Annotated in this window: 19 protein-coding genes and 2 tRNA genes; 6 read left to right on the forward strand and 15 right to left on the reverse strand. The window is 39.8% G+C overall.

Annotation, left to right across the window (positions count from 1 at the left end):
- Window positions 1-413: 413 nt before the first annotated feature.
- From pnp to tpiA, 13 genes are all read right to left on the reverse strand, one after another.
- A complete protein-coding gene (gene pnp, locus QZ265_RS00810) occupies window positions 414-2,516 on the reverse strand; it encodes a polyribonucleotide nucleotidyltransferase (protein ID WP_296402423.1) in 2,103 nt (700 codons plus the stop codon).
- A 418-nt stretch (window positions 2,517-2,934) separates the two neighbouring features.
- Window positions 2,935-3,201: a 30S ribosomal protein S15 gene (gene rpsO, locus QZ265_RS00815; RefSeq protein ID WP_296402424.1), complete on the reverse strand. Its 267-nt coding sequence runs from the start codon at window positions 3,199-3,201 to the stop codon at window positions 2,935-2,937.
- Window positions 3,202-3,477: 276 nt separating this feature from the next.
- On the reverse strand, window positions 3,478-3,636 hold the full coding sequence (locus tag QZ265_RS00820) for a hypothetical protein (protein ID WP_296402427.1): 159 nt from the start codon (window positions 3,634-3,636) through the stop codon (window positions 3,478-3,480).
- A 60-nt stretch (window positions 3,637-3,696) separates the two neighbouring features.
- Window positions 3,697-4,224 (reverse strand): type 1 glutamine amidotransferase domain-containing protein, encoded by a 528-nt coding sequence (locus QZ265_RS00825; RefSeq protein WP_296402429.1) that lies wholly within the window; start codon window positions 4,222-4,224, stop codon window positions 3,697-3,699.
- A gap of 602 nt (window positions 4,225-4,826) precedes the next feature.
- Window positions 4,827-5,804, reverse strand: a complete 978-nt coding sequence (gene truB, locus QZ265_RS00830) for a tRNA pseudouridine(55) synthase TruB (protein WP_296402471.1) — start codon at window positions 5,802-5,804, stop codon at window positions 4,827-4,829.
- Between the two features lie 140 nt (window positions 5,805-5,944).
- Entirely contained in the window at window positions 5,945-6,364 is a 420-nt protein-coding gene (locus tag QZ265_RS00835) for a ribosome-binding factor A (RefSeq protein WP_296402431.1), read from the reverse strand.
- Between the two features lie 182 nt (window positions 6,365-6,546).
- The gene (gene infB / locus QZ265_RS00840; RefSeq protein WP_296402432.1) at window positions 6,547-9,264 is read right to left on the reverse strand and encodes a translation initiation factor IF-2; all 2,718 of its coding nucleotides are present in this window, start codon (window positions 9,262-9,264) and stop codon (window positions 6,547-6,549) included.
- Window positions 9,265-9,281: 17 nt separating this feature from the next.
- Window positions 9,282-10,769, reverse strand: coding sequence for a transcription termination factor NusA (gene nusA, locus QZ265_RS00845; RefSeq protein WP_296402435.1), 1,488 nt, complete (start codon window positions 10,767-10,769; stop codon window positions 9,282-9,284).
- Window positions 10,770-11,017: 248 nt separating this feature from the next.
- Window positions 11,018-11,518, reverse strand: coding sequence for a ribosome maturation factor RimP (gene rimP / locus QZ265_RS00850; RefSeq protein ID WP_296402437.1), 501 nt, complete (start codon window positions 11,516-11,518; stop codon window positions 11,018-11,020).
- 139 nt (window positions 11,519-11,657) lie between these two features.
- Window positions 11,658-11,734 (reverse strand) — tRNA-Met (locus tag QZ265_RS00855).
- Between the two features lie 242 nt (window positions 11,735-11,976).
- Window positions 11,977-12,061, reverse strand: a tRNA-Leu gene (locus QZ265_RS00860).
- Window positions 12,062-12,287: 226 nt separating this feature from the next.
- Window positions 12,288-12,605: a preprotein translocase subunit SecG gene (gene secG, locus QZ265_RS00865; protein WP_296402439.1), complete on the reverse strand. Its 318-nt coding sequence runs from the start codon at window positions 12,603-12,605 to the stop codon at window positions 12,288-12,290.
- Between the two features lie 186 nt (window positions 12,606-12,791).
- Window positions 12,792-13,589, reverse strand: a complete 798-nt coding sequence (tpiA, locus tag QZ265_RS00870) for a triose-phosphate isomerase (protein ID WP_296402441.1) — start codon at window positions 13,587-13,589, stop codon at window positions 12,792-12,794.
- 277 nt (window positions 13,590-13,866) lie between these two features.
- On the opposite strand from tpiA, the gene QZ265_RS00875 reads away from it, so the two are divergent.
- The 4 genes from QZ265_RS00875 (at window position 13,867) to coaE (ending at window position 18,279) form a co-directional block, all read left to right on the forward strand.
- Window positions 13,867-15,225: an ATPase, T2SS/T4P/T4SS family gene (locus tag QZ265_RS00875; protein WP_296402444.1), complete on the forward strand. Its 1,359-nt coding sequence runs from the start codon at window positions 13,867-13,869 to the stop codon at window positions 15,223-15,225.
- A gap of 21 nt (window positions 15,226-15,246) precedes the next feature.
- A complete protein-coding gene (locus tag QZ265_RS00880; protein WP_296402446.1) occupies window positions 15,247-16,470 on the forward strand; it encodes a type II secretion system F family protein in 1,224 nt (407 codons plus the stop codon).
- 122 nt (window positions 16,471-16,592) lie between these two features.
- Window positions 16,593-17,498: an A24 family peptidase gene (locus QZ265_RS00885; protein WP_296402449.1), complete on the forward strand. Its 906-nt coding sequence runs from the start codon at window positions 16,593-16,595 to the stop codon at window positions 17,496-17,498.
- 64 nt (window positions 17,499-17,562) lie between these two features.
- Window positions 17,563-18,279 carry a dephospho-CoA kinase gene (gene coaE, locus QZ265_RS00890; protein ID WP_296402451.1) on the forward strand — a complete coding sequence of 239 codons (717 nt, stop codon included), beginning with the start codon at window positions 17,563-17,565 and terminating at the stop codon, window positions 18,277-18,279.
- A 150-nt stretch (window positions 18,280-18,429) separates the two neighbouring features.
- Here the strand turns inward: coaE and rlmB are convergent, their stop codons facing one another.
- Window positions 18,430-19,224 (reverse strand): 23S rRNA (guanosine(2251)-2'-O)-methyltransferase RlmB, encoded by a 795-nt coding sequence (rlmB, locus tag QZ265_RS00895; protein WP_296402453.1) that lies wholly within the window; start codon window positions 19,222-19,224, stop codon window positions 18,430-18,432.
- 366 nt (window positions 19,225-19,590) lie between these two features.
- Complete coding sequence (locus QZ265_RS00900; protein WP_296402455.1) at window positions 19,591-19,926, reverse strand: pyrimidine/purine nucleoside phosphorylase; 336 nt, start codon at window positions 19,924-19,926, stop codon at window positions 19,591-19,593.
- 558 nt (window positions 19,927-20,484) lie between these two features.
- Between QZ265_RS00900 and recN the strand changes: the two genes are divergently transcribed.
- A complete protein-coding gene (gene recN / locus QZ265_RS00905; protein ID WP_296402457.1) occupies window positions 20,485-22,236 on the forward strand; it encodes a DNA repair protein RecN in 1,752 nt (583 codons plus the stop codon).
- A 210-nt stretch (window positions 22,237-22,446) separates the two neighbouring features.
- Window positions 22,447-23,010, forward strand: coding sequence for a YqgE/AlgH family protein (locus QZ265_RS00910; protein WP_296402459.1), 564 nt, complete (start codon window positions 22,447-22,449; stop codon window positions 23,008-23,010).
- Window positions 23,011-23,020: the final 10 nt, after the last annotated feature.

Here is a 23,020-nt window from a genome sequence, read left to right on the forward strand (position 1 = left end):
TCTTTAAAATATAAAAGATAAAAATTTTTAAAATCCTACTATCTTAAAATTTCAAAACTAAAAAAAATCAACTCAAATAGTGAATAAGATCAAGTCAGTAACCATGTAATCAAATAAATATTACATTCTCATGACATATAACATTTACATTACACACTCATATTATTAGACATAATATTAAACATTTGATAATGAATATATCGAATATATAAATCCCAAAGTTACTTTTTTAGAGGTGCAAGAAGTGTGACAAATTTCGACAATTGTTCAATTCTAAAACATAAAAAAACCACTTCTATCTATAAAAGTGGTTATTTATGGAGTAATTAAAATGGTTAATTAAACTTCGATAGCTAAAATTAATAATTAACTAAACAATTGAACAGTGTATCGCTATTAATTAAGTCTTATGACTACTGTTGCTCAACGCCTTTCATGGTTAGCTTAATACGACCACGGTTATCAACGTCTTGTACCAATACATTAATTTCTTGACCTTCCGTTAAATGATCAGAAACGTTTTCTACACGCTCATCTGAGATTTGCGAGATATGCACCAAACCGTCTGTACCTGGAAGTACAGTAACGAAAGCACCGAAGTCTACAACACGAGCTACCAAGCCTTTGTATACTTTACCTACTTCAACTTCAGCGGTAAGCGCTTCGATTTGTCGAATCGCCTCTTTTGTAGCTGCTTTGTTTTCACCAAAAATACGAATAGTACCATTATCATCAATATCGATAACTGCACCAGTATCTTCCGTTAATTGACGGATAGTTGCACCACCTTTACCGATAACATCACGTATTTTGTCTGAATTGATTTCCATTACCGCATAGTTAGGGGCATGAGCGTTAATTTCAGTACGACTAGTTGGTAAAACTTCATTCATCGCATTTAAGATATGGATACGGCCTGCATGAGCCTGTTCAAGAGCTTTTTCCATAATATCGGCAGTAATGCCTTCAATTTTGATATCCATCTGTAAAGCTGTGATACCATCTTTAGTACCCGCTACTTTAAAGTCCATATCACCTAAATGATCTTCGTCACCTAAGATATCAGACAGTACAGCAAAACGTTCACCTTCTTTAACCAGACCCATTGCAATACCAGCAACAGGGGCTTTCATGGGTACACCAGCATCCATTAATGCAAGACTTGCACCACAAACTGAAGCCATCGATGATGACCCATTTGATTCTGTAATTTCAGACACCACACGGATCACATATGGGAAGCGGTCACTATCTGGTAGCATGGCTTGTACGCCACGGCGAGCTAAGCGGCCATGACCAATTTCACGACGCTTAGGCACCCCTTCACGACCCGTCTCACCTACAGAGAAGTGTGGGAAGTTGTAATGCAACATGAAATGATCTTGAATAGTGCCTGCTAATGAATCTATTAAGTTTACGTCACGTGAATTACCTAATGTCGTGGTAACTAACGCCTGCGTCTCACCACGGGTAAATAGCGCTGAACCATGCGTGTAAGGTAAAACACCTACTTGGATATCTAGTGCACGAACTGTGTCTAAGTCACGACCATCAATACGTGGCTTGCCTGAAAGAATGGCATCACGAACGGTACGATACTTAAGATCATCATAGATCTCTTTGATTTGCGATTCTTTTTGCGCAAACTCTTCGCTTTCAGGATCACCAGCAAGCGCTTCAATAGCCGCAGCTTTAATTTCATCTAGCTTTATATAACGCTCTTGCTTATCACTGATAGCATATGCTTGTGCTACTTGAGCGCCAAACTGGCTCGTCAATTTATCTTTTAACTCAGCATTTAACTCAGGAGCCACAAACTGCTGCTTTTCAGTACCCACGGCTTTGGCAAGTTCAGCAATGTTATCAATTACGATTTGCTGTTGCTCATGACCATATAATACAGCACCTAACATCTGGTCTTCAGACAGTTCAGCGGCTTCTGATTCAACCATTAGCACTGCAGATTTAGTGCCCGCTACTATAAGATCTAAATCACTAGACTTAAGCTCTTCAATAGAAGGGTTTAGAACATATTCACCATTAATAAAACCAACGCGAGCACCGCCAACAGGACCGTTAAAGGGCGCATCTGAGATAGCCAACGCCGCTGAAGCACCAATCATAGCCGCAATATCTGCATATTGTTTTTTATCACTAGACACTACAGTGGCTGTGATTTGAATCTCGTTTACATAACCTTCAGGAAATAAAGGGCGAATTGGACGGTCGATTAAGCGTGACGTTAAGGTTTCAAACTCAGTAGCACGTCCTTCACGCTTGCCATAAGCACCAGGAATTTTACCTGCTGCATACATTTTTTCTTGATAGTTAACAGTAAGCGGAAAAAAGTTTTGACCTTCTTTTGCTTCTTTTTTAACCACAACAGCAACCAACACTGAAACACCGCCCATATGCACAAGCACTGAGTTAGCTTGTCGAGCGATACGACCTGTTTCAATAACTACTTGCTGATTGCCGTATTGAAATTCACGAGAAATGGTATTAAACATTGACATTAAGTTTTCCTATTTTTTATAAATTAGTTATATAAAGGGGTAACACATCTATTGAGACTTACTTTAGCCTCTAACGTTTGACTGCTTCTAAGCGCAATTAAAATATGCCTCTGATTTAGAGACGATAACTTTAGCCAAACAAGACAAACGTTAGAAGCTCATTATCCTCAAATAGATGTCCTCTTATTTTACAGGGATTTGCCATACTTGACCAATAAAAGTCTGTAGACAATCTGAATGGTTAATCTTGAAATTAAAACCCAAATTTGAGATTTCTAAAGATAAAACTTTAGATACAAAAAACGGCGTGAAATATTCACACCGTCTTTTTTTATCTAAGGCATGAGCGTTTTAATTTAACTTTTAAGATCAATCCCATAATTACTTATAAAGATTGAATTTTAGTATAAAGTTAAAATTAACGACGCAGGCCTAATTCGTTGATTAGTGAAGCATAACGAGCTAGGTCTTTACCTTTTAGGTAATCAAGAAGCTTACGACGTTGGTTAACCATACGGATTAAACCACGACGGCTATGATGATCACCTTTATGCTCTTTGAAGTGACCTTGTAAATCATTGATACGTGCACTTAATAAAGCAATTTGTACTTCAGGTGAACCAGTATCACCAGGCGCACGTTGATATTGAGCAATAATTTGTTCGCGATCGGTATTCGTTAGCATGACTTTCTCCTGCAATGCATTGATAATGTAAGTCAGTTTTATTGGGGACATCCCTGCATTACTAGAGATGACCTAAAAAAATGACTAAGTAAGCCTATTATTATAACAAAAAAACTACTCAAAAGTGAGTAGTTTTTATAAATAGCTTTTTTTAAACTGCTTTTAATTTGAATATATGTCTATAAATGAATGCTATATAAACGATAGCTATTTAAGTAATAACAGCAATATCAATTTTATTAATTTTCGTTTTAGACATAAAATTCATAATCTTGACTATTTTTTCTTCGGTTTGTCATCTTCAGTAGCATGACGTCCTAAAGCATCATCATCTAAAGTAGCGGTGGTGGCTTCGGCCAAACTTTCAGGTTCTTGCTCATTATCTAAAGCTTTTTCGATGCTATCCGCTTCTTGGTTTAATTCATTATTACTCATAACAATCTCCATAAATTATTTAATTTGTATCAAATTTAACTTACATTTAAACATCAATTTTTAGATTAATGCCTCATCAATAGCCGCTGCAAATGCTGGAATATCGTCTGGATTTCGAGAAGTAATAATATTACCGTGTTGTTGGACTTTTTTATCTACAAACGTACCACCTGCATTTTCAATATCCGTTTGAAGGCTAGGATAAGCGGTTAAAGTTTTACCTTTAACCAAGCCGGTGTTGATCAACAGCCATGGCGCATGGCAAATCGCTGCCACTAGTTTACCGTTATTATAAAAGCTTTTGACGAAATCTTGAGCAGCCTTGTCTATACGAATAGTATCTGCGTTTACCGTTCCCCCCGGTAACACTACCGCATCATAATCCTCTGGATTGGCTTCTTTCAAAAACAAATCTGCAGTAAAGGTATCTGCTTTATCTACATCGCTTTTCATACCTTGAACTTGCTTTTGATCATTAGTGGTAATCAATACAGTTTGATGACCTTTGTCTATTAGTAGTTGATCTACTTCTGCATACTCTGCTTGTTCAAAATATGAACTTAATAAGAAAGCAATTTTTTTACTCATGATAAAACACTCCGTTTGCTATGAATACATTAGATATTTCAACGAGTTATAGTGTGTTATTTTATTCTTATTAATATTTATAGTGGTTATGATTTAATAGTGCTTCTTATTATTTGGATTCAAAACTGTATTGATTTATATAGTTATAATTAATTATAAAACTAACTCATTATAATTATTTTGCAAGCTTCACAAATGTTAAATGAGCTTCTTGAAATTGTTAAGTAGTTATTTTTATTTTAGCAAAATTCACTTCGCTAAATGCGCATTCACTAAGTACAAAAGTTAGGTTACAAGCTTAGCTATAACTGTAAAAGATACTAGATGCAATTAAATGTATGAATTTGTGAAATTTGTACGCTCTGAGTAACTTTTTTCCATAATTTTTCTTTAATAATAGTCATAAAAAATCCATATCATTCAATATGATATGGATTTGATTAGTTTTGAACGTTATTTTAAATACTTTATAATGGATAGATCTAAATCGTTAATAGTCCAATAGTTTAGACTTCATAGTTTAGACTTCATAGTTTAGACTTCATAGTTTAGACTTCATAGTTTAGACTTCATAGTTTAGACTAGATATTTTAGATTACAGCTTAGCGCTGAATCATTTTTTTAGGTTGCAAGCGGCCATTTAATTCCAATTCACCCAACCCCAAGAAATCACCTTCTGTGGTAATTATTTTAATATCGCAGCTCTGTTGAGCGTTTAAATCTTTGTCAATTGTCTTGTCTGCGCCACTTAGATACTCTACTAATTCATCACTAAGCTGCTCTTTAACATTTAGACGTTGACCCATCATCAGACGTTGACGCTGATTCTCAAAGACTGTCAGTGCAGGCAAGCCAGTAACACAAGCATCAATAGGTTGTAGCTGAGCTAAGCGTTGCTCATGCGTAAGGCGTTCAAGCTCATTCAAGCTTATGGCTTCAGCTATTAAAAAGTGACCTACTTGAGTACGGCGTAAAGAATTTAGATGACCTAAGGTATGTAAAGCTAAGGCAATATCCTCTCCCAATACTCTGACATAAGTGCCTTTTGTACAAGTAACATTGAGCAGTAATTCATCTTTTAAAGCTGTCAACTGCAAAGACATCTCTTTGATAGTAATGGGACGAGCTTCACGCTCTACTTCGATACCGGCACGAGCATATTCATATAGCTTCTTACCTTCTTTTTTAAGAGCAGAATACATAGGCGGTGTCTGTTTGATATTGCCTAAAAACTGTGCAGTTATCTGTTTTAAGTCCTCAATAGATATATTTGGGATTTCTTGTTCAGCAATACTCTGTCCATCAGCGTCGCCTGTATCAGTCTGGACCCCTAACTTAATAGTGGCCTGATACGATTTATCGGCATCAAGTTGATAATGGCTAAACTTCGTGGCTTCACCAAGACAGACCGGTAGTAATCCTGTGGCCATTGGATCAAGGGTTCCTGTATGACCGGCCTTTTTACTATCGTGAAGCGGTGATTTAAGTAGATACTTTACTTTAGAGACCACTTGCTGAGAGGTCAAACCCTTGGGTTTATCAATTAAAATGACGCCTGAGACTTTGCTCTTTTGTCCCATAATAGATAAGGCAGCAGGCTGATTTGAATCAGTGTTAATATCATTGGTCATTGGTATCTACTTATGCTATCTACTTATGGTATCTTTTTATGGTATCTACTGATTTAGGTTATACAAAAACATCAGTCTAAGCCAATTTATTAAAGCGTAGCATCATCGCCACCTGAAGTATTGTCATTGTCTTCTGTCTGCTCAGTTTTGGTAACTGCTTTATTAATTAAGTCCATCATATAGTTACCACGTGCCGTTATTTCATCGTAATGAAATCTTAAACGAGGCGTAGTACGTGTCTTAAGGCTATGGCTTAATTCAGTACGTAAAAATCCAGCGGCTTTATTAAGCACCTCCAAACTGGCTTCATGACTGTGTTTGCTCATTGCATCATTTAGTTCTGGTTCCATCACAGTGACATAAATATCAGCATAGCCCAAATCTGAGCTTACCTTAACACTAGAGATGGTCACAAAACCTGTCAAACGGGGATCATTAATTGCATCACGAATTAAAACAGCAAGTTCACGCTGAATTTGATCACCCAAGCGTTGTAAACGTTGGTTCATGGTTATGTCCTTTTAATGGCATTATTACGATAAGCGTTAGGGCCATAATTCGTACAGCTTCCGACAACAGTGACTGAAGTCAACTTAACTCATAATAAACCATATTAAAATTGCAATAAATCTACTAATAAAAAAGACCTAACAGGATGACCTGATAGGTCTTTGATAACTACTTTGAATAATTAGATGGTGCGCTGAATCTCTTGAATCTCAAAGACTTCAATCTTATCACCCACTTCAACATCATAACCGCGAACAGCAAGACCACATTCCATACCAGATCTTACTTCGTTAACATCATCTTTATAGCGACGTAGTGACTGAAGCTGACCAGTAAAGACCACTTTATCATCACGTAATACGCGGATAGACTTGTTACGATAGATTGTGCCTTCAACCACCATACAACCGGCAGCTGCACCAAATTTACTCGAGCGGAACACATCACGTACTTCAGCAATACCCAAGATTTTCTCACGATGTTCTGGAGACAGCATACCACTCATGGCCGCTTTCACATCGTCGATTAGACCATAAATAACGCTATAGTAGCGAATGTCGATATCCGCTTCATCTGCTTTACGTTTTGCAGCATTGTCTGCACGAACGTTAAAGCCTAATAATACCGCTTCGCTTGACTCAGCAAGCGTTACATCTGACTCAACGATAGGGCCTACACCTGAGCTGATGACTTTTACTTTCACCTCATCAGTAGACAACTCATTTAAGGCAGACAGTAACGCTTCTAAAGTACCACGTACGTCTGTCTTCAAGATGATGTTTAAGAAGGACAAGTCGTCTTGACCCATTTGCTCAAACATACTTTCAAGGCGCATCTTGTTTTGACGCTCAAGTTGTTGCTCACGCTCACGATTGGCACGGAACTCAGCAACTTCACGGGCCTTTTTCTCATCAGAAACGACTAAGAACTCACTACCTGCAGCAGGCGTATCTGGTAAACCTAGAATCTCAACTGGAATAGAAGGACCGGCTGATTTAACACGTTGACCAGTCTCATCTGTCATCGCACGAACTTTACCGTAGTATTCACCAGCTAGTACCAAGTCACCTTGATTCAAAGTACCTTTCTTAACCAATATGCTGGCTACCGCACCACGGCCTTTTTCAAGACGAGATTCAATAACTACCCCTTGAGCGGCGCCTTCCGTTGGTGCTTGCAACTCCATAAGCTCAGCTTGTAGGCTAATAAGCTCTAATAGCTCATCGATACCTTCGCCGGTCTTAGCAGAGATCTTCGCCATAGGAACATCACCGCCCCATGCTTCAGTGACCACTTCTTTTGTGGTTAATTCGTTTAGCACACGGTCAGGATCAGCTGAACTCTTATCGATCTTATTGATAGCCACAATGATTGGCGTACCCGAAGCACGAGCATGATCAATAGCTTCTTCTGTTTGTGGCATCATACCATCATCAGCAGCTACCACTAAAATAACGATATCTGTCGCTTGAGCACCACGTGAACGCATGGCAGTAAATGCAGCGTGACCTGGCGTATCTAGGAAAGTAATCACACCTCGATCTGTTTTAACGTGATAAGCGCCAATATGCTGAGTAATACCGCCCGCTTCACCTGTTGCGACTTTGGTTTCACGAATTTTATCAAGAAGTGAGGTCTTACCATGGTCAACGTGACCCATAATAGTAACAACAGGAGGACGTGTCTGGATGTTACTGCTACGCTCTTCTACTGCTACTTGTAAGTCGTCTTCAACTTTGGTATCGCTAACTGGAATTGGGTTGTGACCCATCTCTTCTACGATTAAACTGGCTGTCGCTTGATCAATCTCTTCATCAGCGCCAACAATCTCACCCATTTTCATCAGCAACTTAGTGACTTCACGGGCTTTAACAGCCATACGTTGGGCCAGATCAGACACAACAATGTGCTCACCAATCTCAACATCATGAACAATCTTTTCAACAGGCTTCTCAAACTTATGTTGAGAAGATTGAGAGGATTTTAGGCCTTGCTTACGATTGCGAATTTCACGTTCTTCTTGACCTTTACGACGGCGGCCACGAGTAGCTGTGCTTGAAGATCCACGTTTAATCTCACGACGCTCTTTTTCGAATGACTCTTCTAAAGCTTCACCTACTAGACCTTCTGCTAATGGCTCATCTTTACGAACTTCAGCTACCGGCTCTTTATCACTATATTTACCAGCCATTTTGCGCATTTGCTCAAGCGTTTTTTGCTGAGCTTCTTCAGCTTGCTTGCGGCGTGTTTCAGCTTCGATTTGACGCAGGCGTTCTTCTTCTGCTTCACGTGCCACGCGGGCTTTACGTTCCGCTTCTGTTTCAACTTTTGGTTTGGTTGTAGCAGATTTCTTCTTAGGGGCTTCTTTAACAGGGGCAGAAACTTTACTGCCTTTTTTAACCACCACGGTAGACACTTCATCTTTTTTGTCATCAGATGAACTACCACCGCCTAAGTTAGCACGCATAGCGGCCAAGGTAGCGGCTTGACGTTGTTCAGCTTCTTTCTTCGCTAACTCACGTTTTTTGGCTTCTTCTTCTGCGCGTTGTTTCGCTTCAGCAGCCACTTTTTCACGGGCAGCAATTTCTTCAGCCAATTTATTTGGATCAGGCTTTTCAAATACTTTTTTCTTACGAACTTCGACATTTACACTTTTTGACTTACCTGAAGAACCTGTTACACGAGCAGTACTAGTCGTTTTAGATTTTAGGCTAATACGACGTTTTTCTTTTTGTCCGTGTGATTGCTTCAGGAAAGCTACTAGCTGCTCTTGCTCAAGCTCGGTGACCAGGTCATCCTCGCCACGAGCAGGCAGCCCAGCATCGGTCAGTTGCTTTTGTACTGCACTGACTGATTTGCTTACCATGTCTGCTAATTCTTTGACGGTCTTATCTGCCATTTATAGTCACCTATTTATTATTCTTCATTAAACCAAGATTCACGTGCTTTCATGATTAGCTCGCCCGCTGTTTTTTCATCAAGGCCTTCAATACCCTCAATATCAAATACAGCTTGCTCTGCCAAATCATCAACTGTGATGATGTCACGTTGAGCCAGCTTGTACGCCCAGTCGGTCGTCATGCCGTCCATTGTGAGCAACTCTTTGCTTGGCTCTTTCATATTTTGCTGTTTTACCAATTCATCTGCAATGACCACTTCTTTTGCCCGCTCTTGAATCATTTCAATGGCATCATCATCTAGACCTTCGATGTCATAAAAAGTATCAGCAGGCACATAAGCCACTTCTTCAATACTGGTAAAACCTATGTCTACTAGAGCCTGAGCTAAATCTTCGTCTACTTCTAAACGATTATAGAACAGGTCAAGATACGCTTTAGTTTCATTCTGTTGACGCTCAAGGTACTCTTCTTCAAGCATCATATTCAATTTATAGCCAGTCAGCTCTGAAGCCAAACGTACGTTTTGGCCTTGTGCGCCAATAGCACGTGCCAGCTGATCGTTAGCAGTAAAGATGATATCTGCGGTTTTGGCGTCTTCATCCAAAATAATACTGCTTACATCGGCAGGCTCAAGAGCACTGATAATGTATTGTGCTGGATCATCGGACCAAACGATAACGTCGATACGCTCACCGTCAAGCTCAGACTGCACCGCTTGAATACGCGTACCACGCATACCGATACAAGCACCCACGGGATCAATACGATGATCGTTAGTTTTCACTGATATTTTAGCACGAACCCCAGGCTGACGAGCCACACCACGAATTTCAATGATTTGTTCATTAATTTCAGGTACTTCTTTATTCATCAATGCAATCAGCATGTCAGGACTGGTACGTGATAATAATAATTGAGCCCCACGATTATCACGATTAACATGATATAGGATAGCATTAATACGTGACTTAGCCCGTAATTGCTCACGAGGTAGCATTTGATCGCGAGATAGATAACCTTCTGCATTATCCCCTAAATCAATAATATAGCCATCACGGGTTTGCTTTTTGACTTCACCGTACATCATCTCGCCAATTCGAGGCTCAAAAGCATCCGCCGTTAAAGCACGCTCAGCTTCACGTATCTTTTGAATAATAACTTGTTTGGCTTGAGTGGCTGCAATGCGACCAAATTCGATAGACTCAATTTGCTCTTCTTTAACATCGCCAATAGTCCATTCGTTTTCATCAAGATCACTAATGGCTAATTGACAAGCAGGCATCTCGTGATCTTCGTCGGCAACAACGGTCCAGTAGCGATATGTATCATAATCACCAGTCTCACGGTCAATTTCGACACGTATAGCAACTTCTGGTTGTTCGGTATAAACTCTTTTTTTAGTAGAAACCACTAAGGCCTCTTCGATAGCTTCGAAAATGTCTTCTGGATTTAGGCCTTTTTCATTACTGACGGTTTCTACTACCGTTAATATTTCTCGACTCATTACACACCTATCCTCGCCTACTTATTATTTAAAGTAGTAAAAATTATTAAATTTATTTTTATATCTTAGGCCTAAAAGCTGTGATTTTTAAGTTCAATGAAAACGTAGCTTCCTATTATCTATTAGGTCAGTCTAAACGAATATACAAAACGATTTATATATAAGACCGGCTAAAAGTTAACAGCAATTAACGGTATCAAATCAAGTTAAATAAGATAGTAAGCTTTAGATCAACTTATATGCCAAGATTACAAATCTTGATAGATTAAATTTGCTTTATCGATATTATCAAGGGCAATATCAAACTGCTCACCTTCGGGTGTGACTATAGATAATTGCTTATCGCTTAATTGTTCAAGCTTACCAGTCACTTTACGACGTTTTGAGCTTCCTGCACCTACCGCTTGAATTAAACGCAAATTGAGCGTTTGACCTACATAATCCGACATCTGCTCAGGAGCAAAGAAAGGTCTATCCAGACCTGGCGAGGAAACTTCAAGTACATACTCTCCAGCAATAGGATCATGCACTTCAAGCATACCGCTAACTTGGTGAGTCACAGCTGCACAGTTTTCAATAGTGACTTGTTTATCAGCTGCTTTATCTTCTGGTAAAGATTCAATGTATATACGTAATAATGAACGCCCACCTTGTGGTAAGAATTCTACACCCCAAAGAGCCACATCACAAGCAGCAACAGCTGGGGCAATAATGTCGGTTAACTGAGTGACTTTATTAGATAACTTCATGAATTGATTTTTAGTCCATAAATAGAAGTATCTATTATAAATGCATATTATGACTATTAGGTAATATTAAGAATAACAGATACAAAAAAACCCACAAGCAATATGGTGGGTTAAATAAATTTAGATTGAAATAAAAAAATGGTAGCGGGGGCTGGATTTGAACCAACGACCTTCGGGTTATGAGCCCGACGAGCTACCAGACTGCTCCACCCCGCATCAATCTAGGCTGACTATTATATGTATAGTTCAATGGGTTGTCAAGTAATAAAATCATTTAAATTTAAAAAATTATCAAACGTATTATAGATCACTAAACTTAAATCGTCGTGCCTATTACTAATTACTATATAGAACATTGCTACATAAAACTTCTAATGCTTATTAGCAGCAACATTAGTTAAATTAACTCAATATTTATGTCAATAAAAACTAAAATAGTTCAATCTATATAACAATATTGGTGCGATTGGAGGGATTTGAACCCTCACAGCTTTCGCCACCACCCCCTCAAGATGGCGTGTCTACCAATTCCACCACAATCGCATTTTTTAATTTCGATCTATATCAAGACCAAAAACATTAAGACCAGCGACTTATTACAACTCTCGTTAAATATGCTTATTAAGGGATAAGCTAATTGAGAGTCAATAACTGATCTAAATTAGGTTGCACATTCTACTCGTCTTTAACATAGGGTGCAACCCATTTCAAACATAGAACGGCAAGCTTTAACCATTTTAACTTCTATAACCTAAGAACCTGCCAATATCTACTTCGTTGGCGCTGGAGCAGGATTTGAAGTTGTTGCCGGTGCTTGTGAGGTAGCAGGCACATCTAACTTATACTGACTATCGGCCTGCTTACGCGCATGTACTGCAAGTGTTAGGCTAGTGGTAAAGAAAATAACAGCCAATACCGCCGTTGCGCGAGTTAAAAAGTTAGCACTGCCAGCAGCACCAAATACGGTACCAGAAGCGCCTGCTCCAAAAGATGCACCGGCATCGGCGCCTTTACCGTGTTGAATTAAAATCAATCCAATCATGGCAATAGCAACAATAATATGAATGGCTAGGATAATGTTAAACATGCTTTGCCTTACTTAATCTTAAGGGTTAAAAGACGAGATAGTTATTTGAACAATATGTGAGCTATGTGAGCAATTAGATATCTAAAAATTTACTTTTGGAGCTTTTTTAAAACGAATATGTCAAAACTAATAAAGACCGAAACTACTATACGCTAAAACCAATATAGCCCAAGATAAGGTATACGTTTATTTAGAAAATGCTTTGGCAATGTCAAGAAAACTGTCAGCTTTTAAAGCTGCACCACCGACAAGCACCCCATTAATTAGTTCTGAAGCTGCAAAATCCTTTGCATTTTCAGGTTTGACGCTACCACCATAGAGCACTGGCGTTGTGGCAAGCGTACTGTCAAAAGATTGTAGACGCTCACGAATAAACTTATGAACGTTGGTCACATCTTGCACACTAGGCACTTTACCCGTACCAATTGCCCAAACAGGCTCATAAGCAATAAGCAATTTATTGCTCAGATAATCGGCTGACACTTTATTTGATTGCTGTAAGAAATCTTCTACTACAGACAATTGATCTGCCAATACTTGAGTCGTTCTATCAGCTTCATACTCTGCTTCTGACTCACCGATGCATAAGATAACACCTAAATCCTGATCAGCACAGTGATTCATCTTATTCAATAGCGCTGTATTGTCTTCATGACAATATTGACGACGCTCTGAATGTCCAATAATCGCCCATTCAACGCCTGAATCTCGTAATTGTTGCGCAGAAATATCTCCAGTATAGGCACCCGAAGTGGCTGTTAATGCAGATACATCTTGACAAGCCAGCTGAATCAGACCTTGTTTACGCTCTAAGATATCGCTTACTTGAGACACGTGCAATACACATGGCGCTATCACGATATGGCAGGCTTGAAAGATATCGCTTTGAGCGCTTACCCCATCTACTAAGTTATCAACTAAGGCTTGCACTTCTTTAACTGATGCAGGATTTAGCTTCCAATTACCGACAACCCAAGACTTCATAAAACACTCTCAATAAAAGATATTTGACTAACAACCTTTTGACGGCTATCAGCGTAAAAATAGGATAGCCCCATATTATATCATAGTCTTTTGCGTCAAATTTATCCTTTGTTATTTTAGCTATCAAATTTTAAATATTTCATAGAGCATTAAGCTCTTCTAATTATTTATACCTTGTTAAAGCTTTAAAATTAAGGTTTACTACCAAACATTCTTTTTTGTCTGTAATAATCACCTAGCTTTTCGTCAGGCAGCCACTTCACTACAAGGACGTTTCATGCCAGACTCAAAGTCATCTTTGCATAGACCTAGTTTAGGACCTACTCTAAGATCTAATACAAGTACGGCATCTCCAGCGCACTTTACCACTGCCAACACTCACGTTGAAAAAACCTCTATTAAAGCGGTCAATCTCTCTACAATCGATAATGACCCAGTAGTGAAGTTAGTCAATTCACTACTTATCGAAGCTGTTCGTTTGGGCGCATCGGACTTACACTTTGAACCTTATGAGCAGTTTTACCGAGTGCGGTTTCGTATTGATGGCGTACTAAAGCAAATGAGCACCTTATCAACTGAATTGATTGCAAAAGTTTCGGCACGCTTAAAAATTATGGCCAGAATGGATATTGCAGAACGTAGACTGCCCCAAGATGGACGTATCAAACTTATTACCTCAGACAATAGGGCTTTAGATTATAGAGCCAGTGCTTTACCTACCTTATTTGGCGAGAAGATTGTATTGCGTGTGATTGACGACGCAGACTCCTTAACCCCTATAGACCAGCTCGGACTTGAGCCGGACCAGCAACTAGCCTTTATATCTGCTTTACGCCAACCGCAAGGCATCGTTCTTATTACTGGGCCCACAGGCTCGGGTAAAACCCTATCTTTATATAGCGGACTAAACTTACTCAATACTGAAGCTGCGAATATTTCAACTGTCGAAGACCCAATAGAAATCAACTTATCGGGTATCAATCAAGTTAATGTTAACCTAAAGATAGGGCTAAACTTTGATGTGGCACTTAAGTCTTTTTTGCGTCAAGATCCAGATGTGGTCATGATTGGCGAGATTCGAGATTTAGAAACTGCGGATACCGCTATTAGAGCTGCTCAAACTGGACATCTGGTCCTCTCAACTTTGCACACCAACTCTGCTGCAGAAACCTTAGCTCGTTTGCATCACATGGGTATTGCCCTGTTTAATATTGCCACAGCAATTAGTCTGGTAGTTGCCCAACGTTTGGCAAGGCGGTTATGTGATTATTGCAAAAAACCGACATATTTGCCGAGCACCAGCTTACAACAGATGGGGTTTTTAGACAGTGATTTAAAACAATTGCAACTGCCGGATCCAGACTACCAATTGACTACAGCAACAGTTCAGTCAACTATTTATAAAGCCATAGGCTGTGAGCTGTGTATAGATGGCTATAAAGGTCGTGTGGGCATCTTTGAAGTTATGCCTATTAGCGATAGTTTGGCTGAGCTGATTATGCACGGTGGTCATGCTTTACAGCTCAAAGCATTGGCGCAACAGCAAGGTTTTTATGACTTAAAGCGGGCGGCTATATTAAAAGTAATGCAAGGCATTATTAGTATAGATGAGATGAACCGCGTCGTGGTAGCTTAACACCAACCTTAAGGATATATCGTGAAGCCTATATCACACCAAACTTTGTTAACCTTTATATATCAAGGTAGCAATAGCCAAGGCCAAAGCGTAAAAGGTGAGTTAAGCAGTAGCAGTCTGCCGCTTGCTAAGGCTCAACTGCGCAAACAAGGCATTATCCTTACCACGATACGCCGAAAACCAAAACCGCTTATTACCTTTAACAACAGAATAAATGCACTAGATATTGCAGTTTTTGCTCGTCAGATGGCCACTATGACCAAAGCGGGTGTGCCATTATTACAGTCATTAAATATCGTTATTGAGTCCTTAACCAAGCCAAGCATGATTGATTTGATTAGCAGCGTTAAGCTTAGTATAGAATCAGGAACACCGTTTGCCACTGCATTGGGTCAATATCCCAAACAGTTTGATAGTTTGTTTTGTGCCTTGATTGAAGCTGGTGAATACTCAGGCTCATTAGATATTATGCTAGCGCGTATTGCTACCTACAAAGAAAAGAGTGAACAGCTTAAGGCTAAAATAAAAAAAGCAATGAAATATCCCATTGCCGTTATTGCTGTGGCCTTGATTGTCAGTCTTATTCTATTGCTAAAAGTAGTACCTGTGTTTAGTGAATTATTTGCCTCTTTCGGTTCAGAATTGCCTGCTTTTACTCAATTCGTAGTGTCTATCTCTGAAACCTTACAGCGCTGGTGGGGGCTATTAATAGCCATAGCCATTATGACTGTATTGGGTTTTTTGCATGCCAAAAGTAACAGCAAACGATTTTCATTTTTTTTGGATAAGGCAATGCTCAAACTGCCCATAGTGGGTAAAATTAGCTATCACGCCATTATGGCAAGATTTGCCCGCACTTTAGCTACCACATACGCAGCTGGCGTGCCGCTACTTCAAGCTTTGGACTCTACGGCAGCAGCCACTGATAATGAGCTATTTTATAAAGCGACCCAACAAATCAGACACGATATTGCTACCGGTCAACCACTGAACTTCGCCATGCGTAGTAGTCAATTGTTTCCAACCTTAGCCATTCAGTTGGTCAGCATTGGTGAAGAATCAGGGAGCTTAGATGACATGTTAGATAAAGTCGCTCTATATTATGAAAACGAAGTAGATAATGCGGTGGAAGGATTAACCAGTTTAATGGAGCCTATTATTATGGTGGTATTGGGGTTATTGATCGGTGGATTAGTTATTGCTATGTATTTACCGATATTTAAGATGGGGTCGGTGATGGGTTAAAGCTTTTCAAAATTAACCGCTCGTAAAACCATGTCACTTAACCCTTAAACTCTTAAGCATTTAAACATTTAACCCTTAATATATAAGTCACTTTAAATAGGTCACTTTAAACAGGCTATTTCATGCATTTTTGGCAGTTTATTCATGCGCTTCAACCAAACACACTGTGGGCTCTACTCACCTTTGGCACCATAGGCTTATGTGTGGGCAGCTTTTTGAACGTGCTTATTTATCGTACCCCAAAAATCATGATGCAAGAGTGGCGACAGGGTTCTGTTGAATTATTACAGTCTCAACCAGATATTGCACAAGCTTTGGTTGAACCGATTGCGCAGATAGTACAGCAAGATGCGCCTTTATCCTTATCTGCTCCAGCCTCACATTGCCCAAACTGTCATCAGCGCGTTCGTTGGTACCACAATGTGCCCTTAATAGGTTGGCTAATACTTGGCGGCAAGTGCGGGCACTGCAATCAAAACATTCACTGGCGCTATCCGGTGATTGAGATTATGACTATGCTACTGACTATGTTGGTTGTCTATCGACTTGGAATAACCGCCCAAAGTATAGTGTCGCTACTTTTTGTTTGGACTTTAATTGGACTGGCTGGTATTGACTTTATCAGTCATTATTTACCAGATAAGCTGACTTTACCTCTGATAGCTGCTGGACTAGCGTTAAACAGTTATGGGCTGTTTGTCACCCCCTATGCCTCCATATGGGGCATGCTACTGGGCTATTTCAGCTTATGGATTGTGGTCAAAATCTTTTATATTTTTACCAAGAAGCAAGGTATGGGACAGGGTGATTTCAAACTACTAGCTGCCATTGGTGCTTGGCTTGGTCCTGGTGTACTGCTTTTTATCATCTTGATATCTTCGCTTCTCGGTTCTATCATTGGTATTATATTATTGCAAAGGCGAGCAGAAAGCCGACCTTATTCTTTTGGTCCTTATTTGGCTATTGCAGGAATTATTGCCTTGCTTTATGGCAACTCTCTTTTACACTGGTATTTAGGCTTAAGCTGACCCGTCTTTGCGCCGCCTTCCTTCCCCGATAACCATTTCAGAGCACGTGTTTTAAGGTACAAATATGATAAATGAGACTCACAGCCAGTCATTGTCAAACCCTGATAGCAAGCATGACGAATACGAGATTGATCCGCCACAAAAATTTCAAACATTTTATGTTAATACGCCTATTATTGGGCTAACTGGTGGTATAGGCAGTGGCAAAACTGCTGTGTCTAATTGGTTCGCGGCCAAAGGCATAGACGTGGTAGATGCCGATGTTGTGGCTCACGAAATTATGGGTAAAGGTAGCCCTACACTACAGATGTTAGTTGAAGCGCTTGGCGACTGGGTAGTAGATGAGTCCGGTGAAATGGATCGCCGTGCTGTACGTGAGCATGTTTTTGCCGATAATAAAGCGCTATTAACTTTAGAGTCCATTACCCATCCTGCCATCCGCCAAGAAATCAAAAATCAGCTTAGTAAGGTTAAATCTGCTTACGCCATTTTATCTGCGCCTTTGCTGTTAGAAAGCTATGAAGCAGGATTGGTATCTTTGTGCGATAGAGTATTGGTGGTAGATGTTTCAGAGGAGACTCAGTTAAAACGAGCAAGTAGTCGTGACACTCAAAGTGTTGAAAAAATCAAAGCAATTATGGCCAATCAATTATCGCGGCAGGCTAGAATTGAACAAGCAGACGATGTGGTTTGCAACAATGAAGATTTAGTAGCTTTATACGCTCAGCTTGAGCCCCTGCATGAAGCTTATTTGGCTTTTAAAAAACTGCCAAAGTATTAAGGCATGTCCCTATTTGCAAATTAAATAAGTTATGGTCTAAAATATCAGTTAATAAGAGCGCTTGGCGCTCTTTATTTGAGAAAGCTTTATTGATTACAATTATTCCACTTATAAACTTTTAAATGAGTAAGTCGTTAAATAGTATAGTCTTTAAGACTCATGACGTTGACGGCTTACCTCATACAGTACCATACCGGTGGCCACACTAACGTTCAAACTTTGCAATGAACCATGCTTATTGCCAGTCATTGGGATGTAAACCAACTCATCGCAGCGTTCTGTGGTTAAGCGGCGCATGCCCTCCCCTTCAGAGCCCATGATAATGGCTACTTTGCCCTTTAAGTCGACATCAGGTAGCGCTTTGGCAGTTTCATCTAGTGCAGTACCATAAACAAATACGCCAGACTGTTTTAAGTTTTCAATACAGCGTGCTAAGTTTGTCACTGCAATCACAGGCATAATTTCCATTGCGCCTACTGAAACTTTTGCCACTGTTGGGGTTAAGCTTGCTGAATGGTGTTTGGGACAAATTACCGCATCCACCCCCATTGCTGCCGCAGTTCGTAGGCAAGCGCCTAAATTATGAGCGTCGGTGATTTGGTCTAGTACCAAAAATAGCGCATTTTCAGCTTTGGCTAAGCTTACTATCTCACCTTCATCAGCCATGGCCAACGGACGTGCATTTAACACTACGCCTTGATGTTGTGGACTCCCACAAAGGGCAGTTAATTTATCTCGGCTAGCTTGTTGAATGCTAACCCCCATCTGCTCTGCAAGCTGTAGAATCTCTTCAAAAGTAGAGTCTGCTTCTTCAGTAGGATTTGTATTATTACCATCTTTACCACTGCGGCCTTGTTGCACGAACAGCGCCATAGCATCGGTGGGACGATGCATTAATAATGCATGGATAGCATGAATGCCATAGAAATGAACTGGCTTTGCCATAAAACAACCTTTTAACTGTTTATAAATGAATTTATGCCCGTAGATTTAAAGTTGCACCTTAGATAGATGCTGAGTTTAATATACGTTTAGTTTGACAGGTTAATTATTTAGCTATTGAATAAAAAAAGTGTTAATAGATAAATAGACGATTAACTTGATAACAATATGAAATATAAAGCACCCAAAGTATACACTGTGGGTGCTTTGAATATTAGAATAATAATTTTATGAAGCGCTCAATAAATACTGTAAAAATGAGTCTACAACAGATGAAAAACTTAAGTTTCTATATTGTCAGTATTATTTTAAATTTTAATAGCGGATTATTGAATAGCTATTTATCTATTAGAGCCTTAAACTTGCCGATTAGCCCTCAAGGTGACATATATACTGTACAATTTGCTCAGTACGTAAGGTAAAACTACTATCGCCCGCTACCACAAATGCTTGGCCAGCACGATAATAAGCAAACTTGTCTTCACCGGTGATTTTTACTTCACATTCGCCACTGGTGATCTCCATCCTTTCAGAGGTATGAGTGGCAAACTCATATTCGCGTACCTTTTCATCACAAGGTAATATGATACCAAGCATTTTTTTGCTTCCGTCTTCAAATAATACAGTGTGGCTACTACACCTGCCATCATAAGAGATAGTGGCGTTCTTTACGACAGAAACTTGGTCATAAGTCGTCGTCGGCATGATGACTTCCTCAATCTTAGTCTACTTAATGATAATCATGGGCTTGAGGTAAAAAACGATAAAATTACAGCCCAGCTATTGGATGCTACTTTTTTGTTATTCAATGCTACCACAATATTACTGCAATAAATGTGACATGAGTGATGTTTTTTATATACTGGGTATTCCAGATTACATTAACCGTCGACCTAGCCTAATTAGCATTATATCAGTGAGTTACATTTTAGTTAATCTACCTTTTGAATAATATGAGACTTTAATTTTGTCACAAAAATAAATCCTTTTATAATCAATGATTGTCACTTTTGTTTTATACAATATAACTTGTAATAATATTAAAATGGCTTTATATATTGCCAATGGTTTTAGTTCTAATACGTTTCATAGACCTAGATAAGGCTTAAATATACAGACTTAGGTGATTGCACATGATTAATATAAGTTGTGATAATCTAGTTGCCTTGTTTGCTTTTAAGCGGTCATAGCGATACGATACTGATACTATTTTAGTCCGCTTATGAGTGTTTTTAATATCAAACACCCCTATTGAGATTGCTGATGCTAACTTCTCTAACACTGCAGAATTTTGCCTTAATCAACCATCATGAATTGTCTTTGATTGACGGTTTTAATGTAATTACCGGTGAGACCGGTGCGGGTAAATCTTTACTGCTTGATGCCCTATCGCTATGTATAGGCGGAAGGGCAGATACCAGTATGGTACGTCATGGTAAAGACAATGCTGATATTTATGCTCAATTTGAATTCTCCTTCGACAATGGCTCGGCATCAAGCCACAATGCTACTACGGGTGATGCTGTTAGTCAGTGGTTTGCTACTCATGATCGAGAATTTGAAGGTGAGGTATTAATCCGTCGCCAATTAAGTAGTAATGGTCGCTCCAAGGCTTGGCTTAATGGCGTACCGGTTAGCTTAACAGAATTAAAAGAACTGGGCTCTATGTTGGTTAATATCCATAGCCAGCATGCCCAGCAAGCTCTTTTAAAACCTTCCTTTGTGGTGGAATGGCTAGATAGCATCGCTGGTCTACAACCCTTAGCAAATCAGACAGAACAAGCTTATAGAGCGTATCTAAAGCTAAAACGTCAAGCAGAAGAAATTGCTGCTAAAGAGGCGCATCGTAATGACCGTATTGAGCTATTAAGCAGTCAATTAGCAGATATATCCCCTTTATTGGCTGTAGATTATGAGCAAGTAGAAGCCGAACATGATGAGCTATCTAACTTAGAAGCGCTCATGCTTGAAGCTAGCCATGCGGTTCAATTGCTAGATAATGACTCCGATGATCCTGATACCATGGAGCTATTAGGAAAGGCTATTCGTCTGTGTGAAAACCAATCAGAGGTTAGCCCTACATTTAGTCAAGCAAGCGAGTCGCTATATTTAGCCCAACAGCATGTAAGCGAAGCTGTGGGTTTACTAGCTGACTATGCCGAACAGCAACTACCTGATCCTGAGCGTCTTGAAGAATTAAATGCCTTGATTAGCTTAGGTCATCGCCTATCACGTAAGCATGGCCTGCCAGCTATTAACTTAGTAGAAGAGGCCAAGGTCTGGAAAGATGAGCTCGATAACTTGATGAATCAGCCCACCTCTGAAGCATTAGAGGCGCAGATAAAAAGTGCTTGGGAAGTGTTCACTGCGGTGGCTACCGAGCTTAGTGAAGCACGTCAACAAATCGCTCCTAGTATTAGTGAAAAACTGGTGTCTCAATTGCAGCCATTAGCCCTACCTAATGCACGCTGTGAGTTTGTGTTTACCGAAAGAGCGAAAGAGCACTATAACGCTCAAGGTAAAGATGACATTGAGCTCATGTTCAGTGCCAACGTTGGGATGCCCATGCAGCCTTTATACAAGATTGCCTCGGGTGGTGAATTATCGCGTATGGCACTAGTGATGCAGGTTTTGTTGGCCACTCAAAGTCATCAGTCGAATGACACCAGTATAAACACACCTGTTGACGACACTGAGCCCATGTTGGTTTTTGATGAAGTAGACGTGGGTATTAGTGGCGGCACTGCTCAAGTGGTGGGCGAACTGCTGCGCCAGTTGGGTGCCTATCGTCAACTGTTGGCCATTACCCACCAAGCTCAAGTGGCGGCACAGGCTCATCAGCATATCTTGGTACAAAAAAATCATGACAATGCTGAAGGGCAAACCAGTAGTGAAATTGAAGTGCTCGAAGGCGATGCCCAAGTAGATGAATTGGCACGTATGTCAGGCGGGGTGAATATCACTGAGGTTACTCGTGAGCATGCCCGTAGTTTATTAGCAGACGTTAGTAGATAGTTTGGGTGAAGTCCAATATATTAGCTAAGCTTAAACTGGCAGATGTGCAATAATTGGTCGATATATCGCCAGTTGCTTATAATATCTGTTGCTTTTGATACCAGTTGCTTTTAATAAATGATACCCCCACCTAACAATTTTAGCTGTTTATTTGGCTGTTTACTTCTTCAGTCTATTTTTTCTTCATTAGATAATGAGTTCACCCAGTCTATGACCCTTGATAATTTGACCCATCACTTCTTAATCGCTTCACCAAATATGCCAGATGAGCGTTTTGCTCAGACGCTGATCTATATTTGTCGCCATGATAAACATGGTGTCCTTGGACTGGTTATCAATCGCCCTATCGAAGAGGCTCGTGTAGGGGCGCTACTTGAGAATCTAGATATAGAGGTCACTGATGAGTCGGTGATGCACGACTTAGCGTTGGATGGTGGACCTGTATATCCTGAGGTCGGTTTTGTGTTGCATACAGGGCAGCCTTCTTGGGCATCGTCTTTTGCAATCTCTGAAAACGTCTGTATCACTACCAGTAAAGATATTTTAGAAAGGATTGCTGCCGGCGAAGGTGTCGGTCACTATCATCTATGCTTAGGTCATGCCAGTTGGGTTAAGGGACAATTAGAAAAAGAAATTAATCAAGGCGATTGGCTAGTGAGTCGCGGTGATTTGTCACTGCTATTTGAAATACCTTTTGAAGAGCGCTGGCGCCATGCGGCACAAAAAATTGGAGTTGATTTCGACTTTTTAAGTGATGATATAGGTCACGCTTAATAGTACTAAA

The sequence above is a fragment of the Psychrobacter sp. genome, assembly GCF_018260395.1.
Lineage (GTDB): Bacteria > Pseudomonadota > Gammaproteobacteria > Pseudomonadales > Moraxellaceae > Psychrobacter.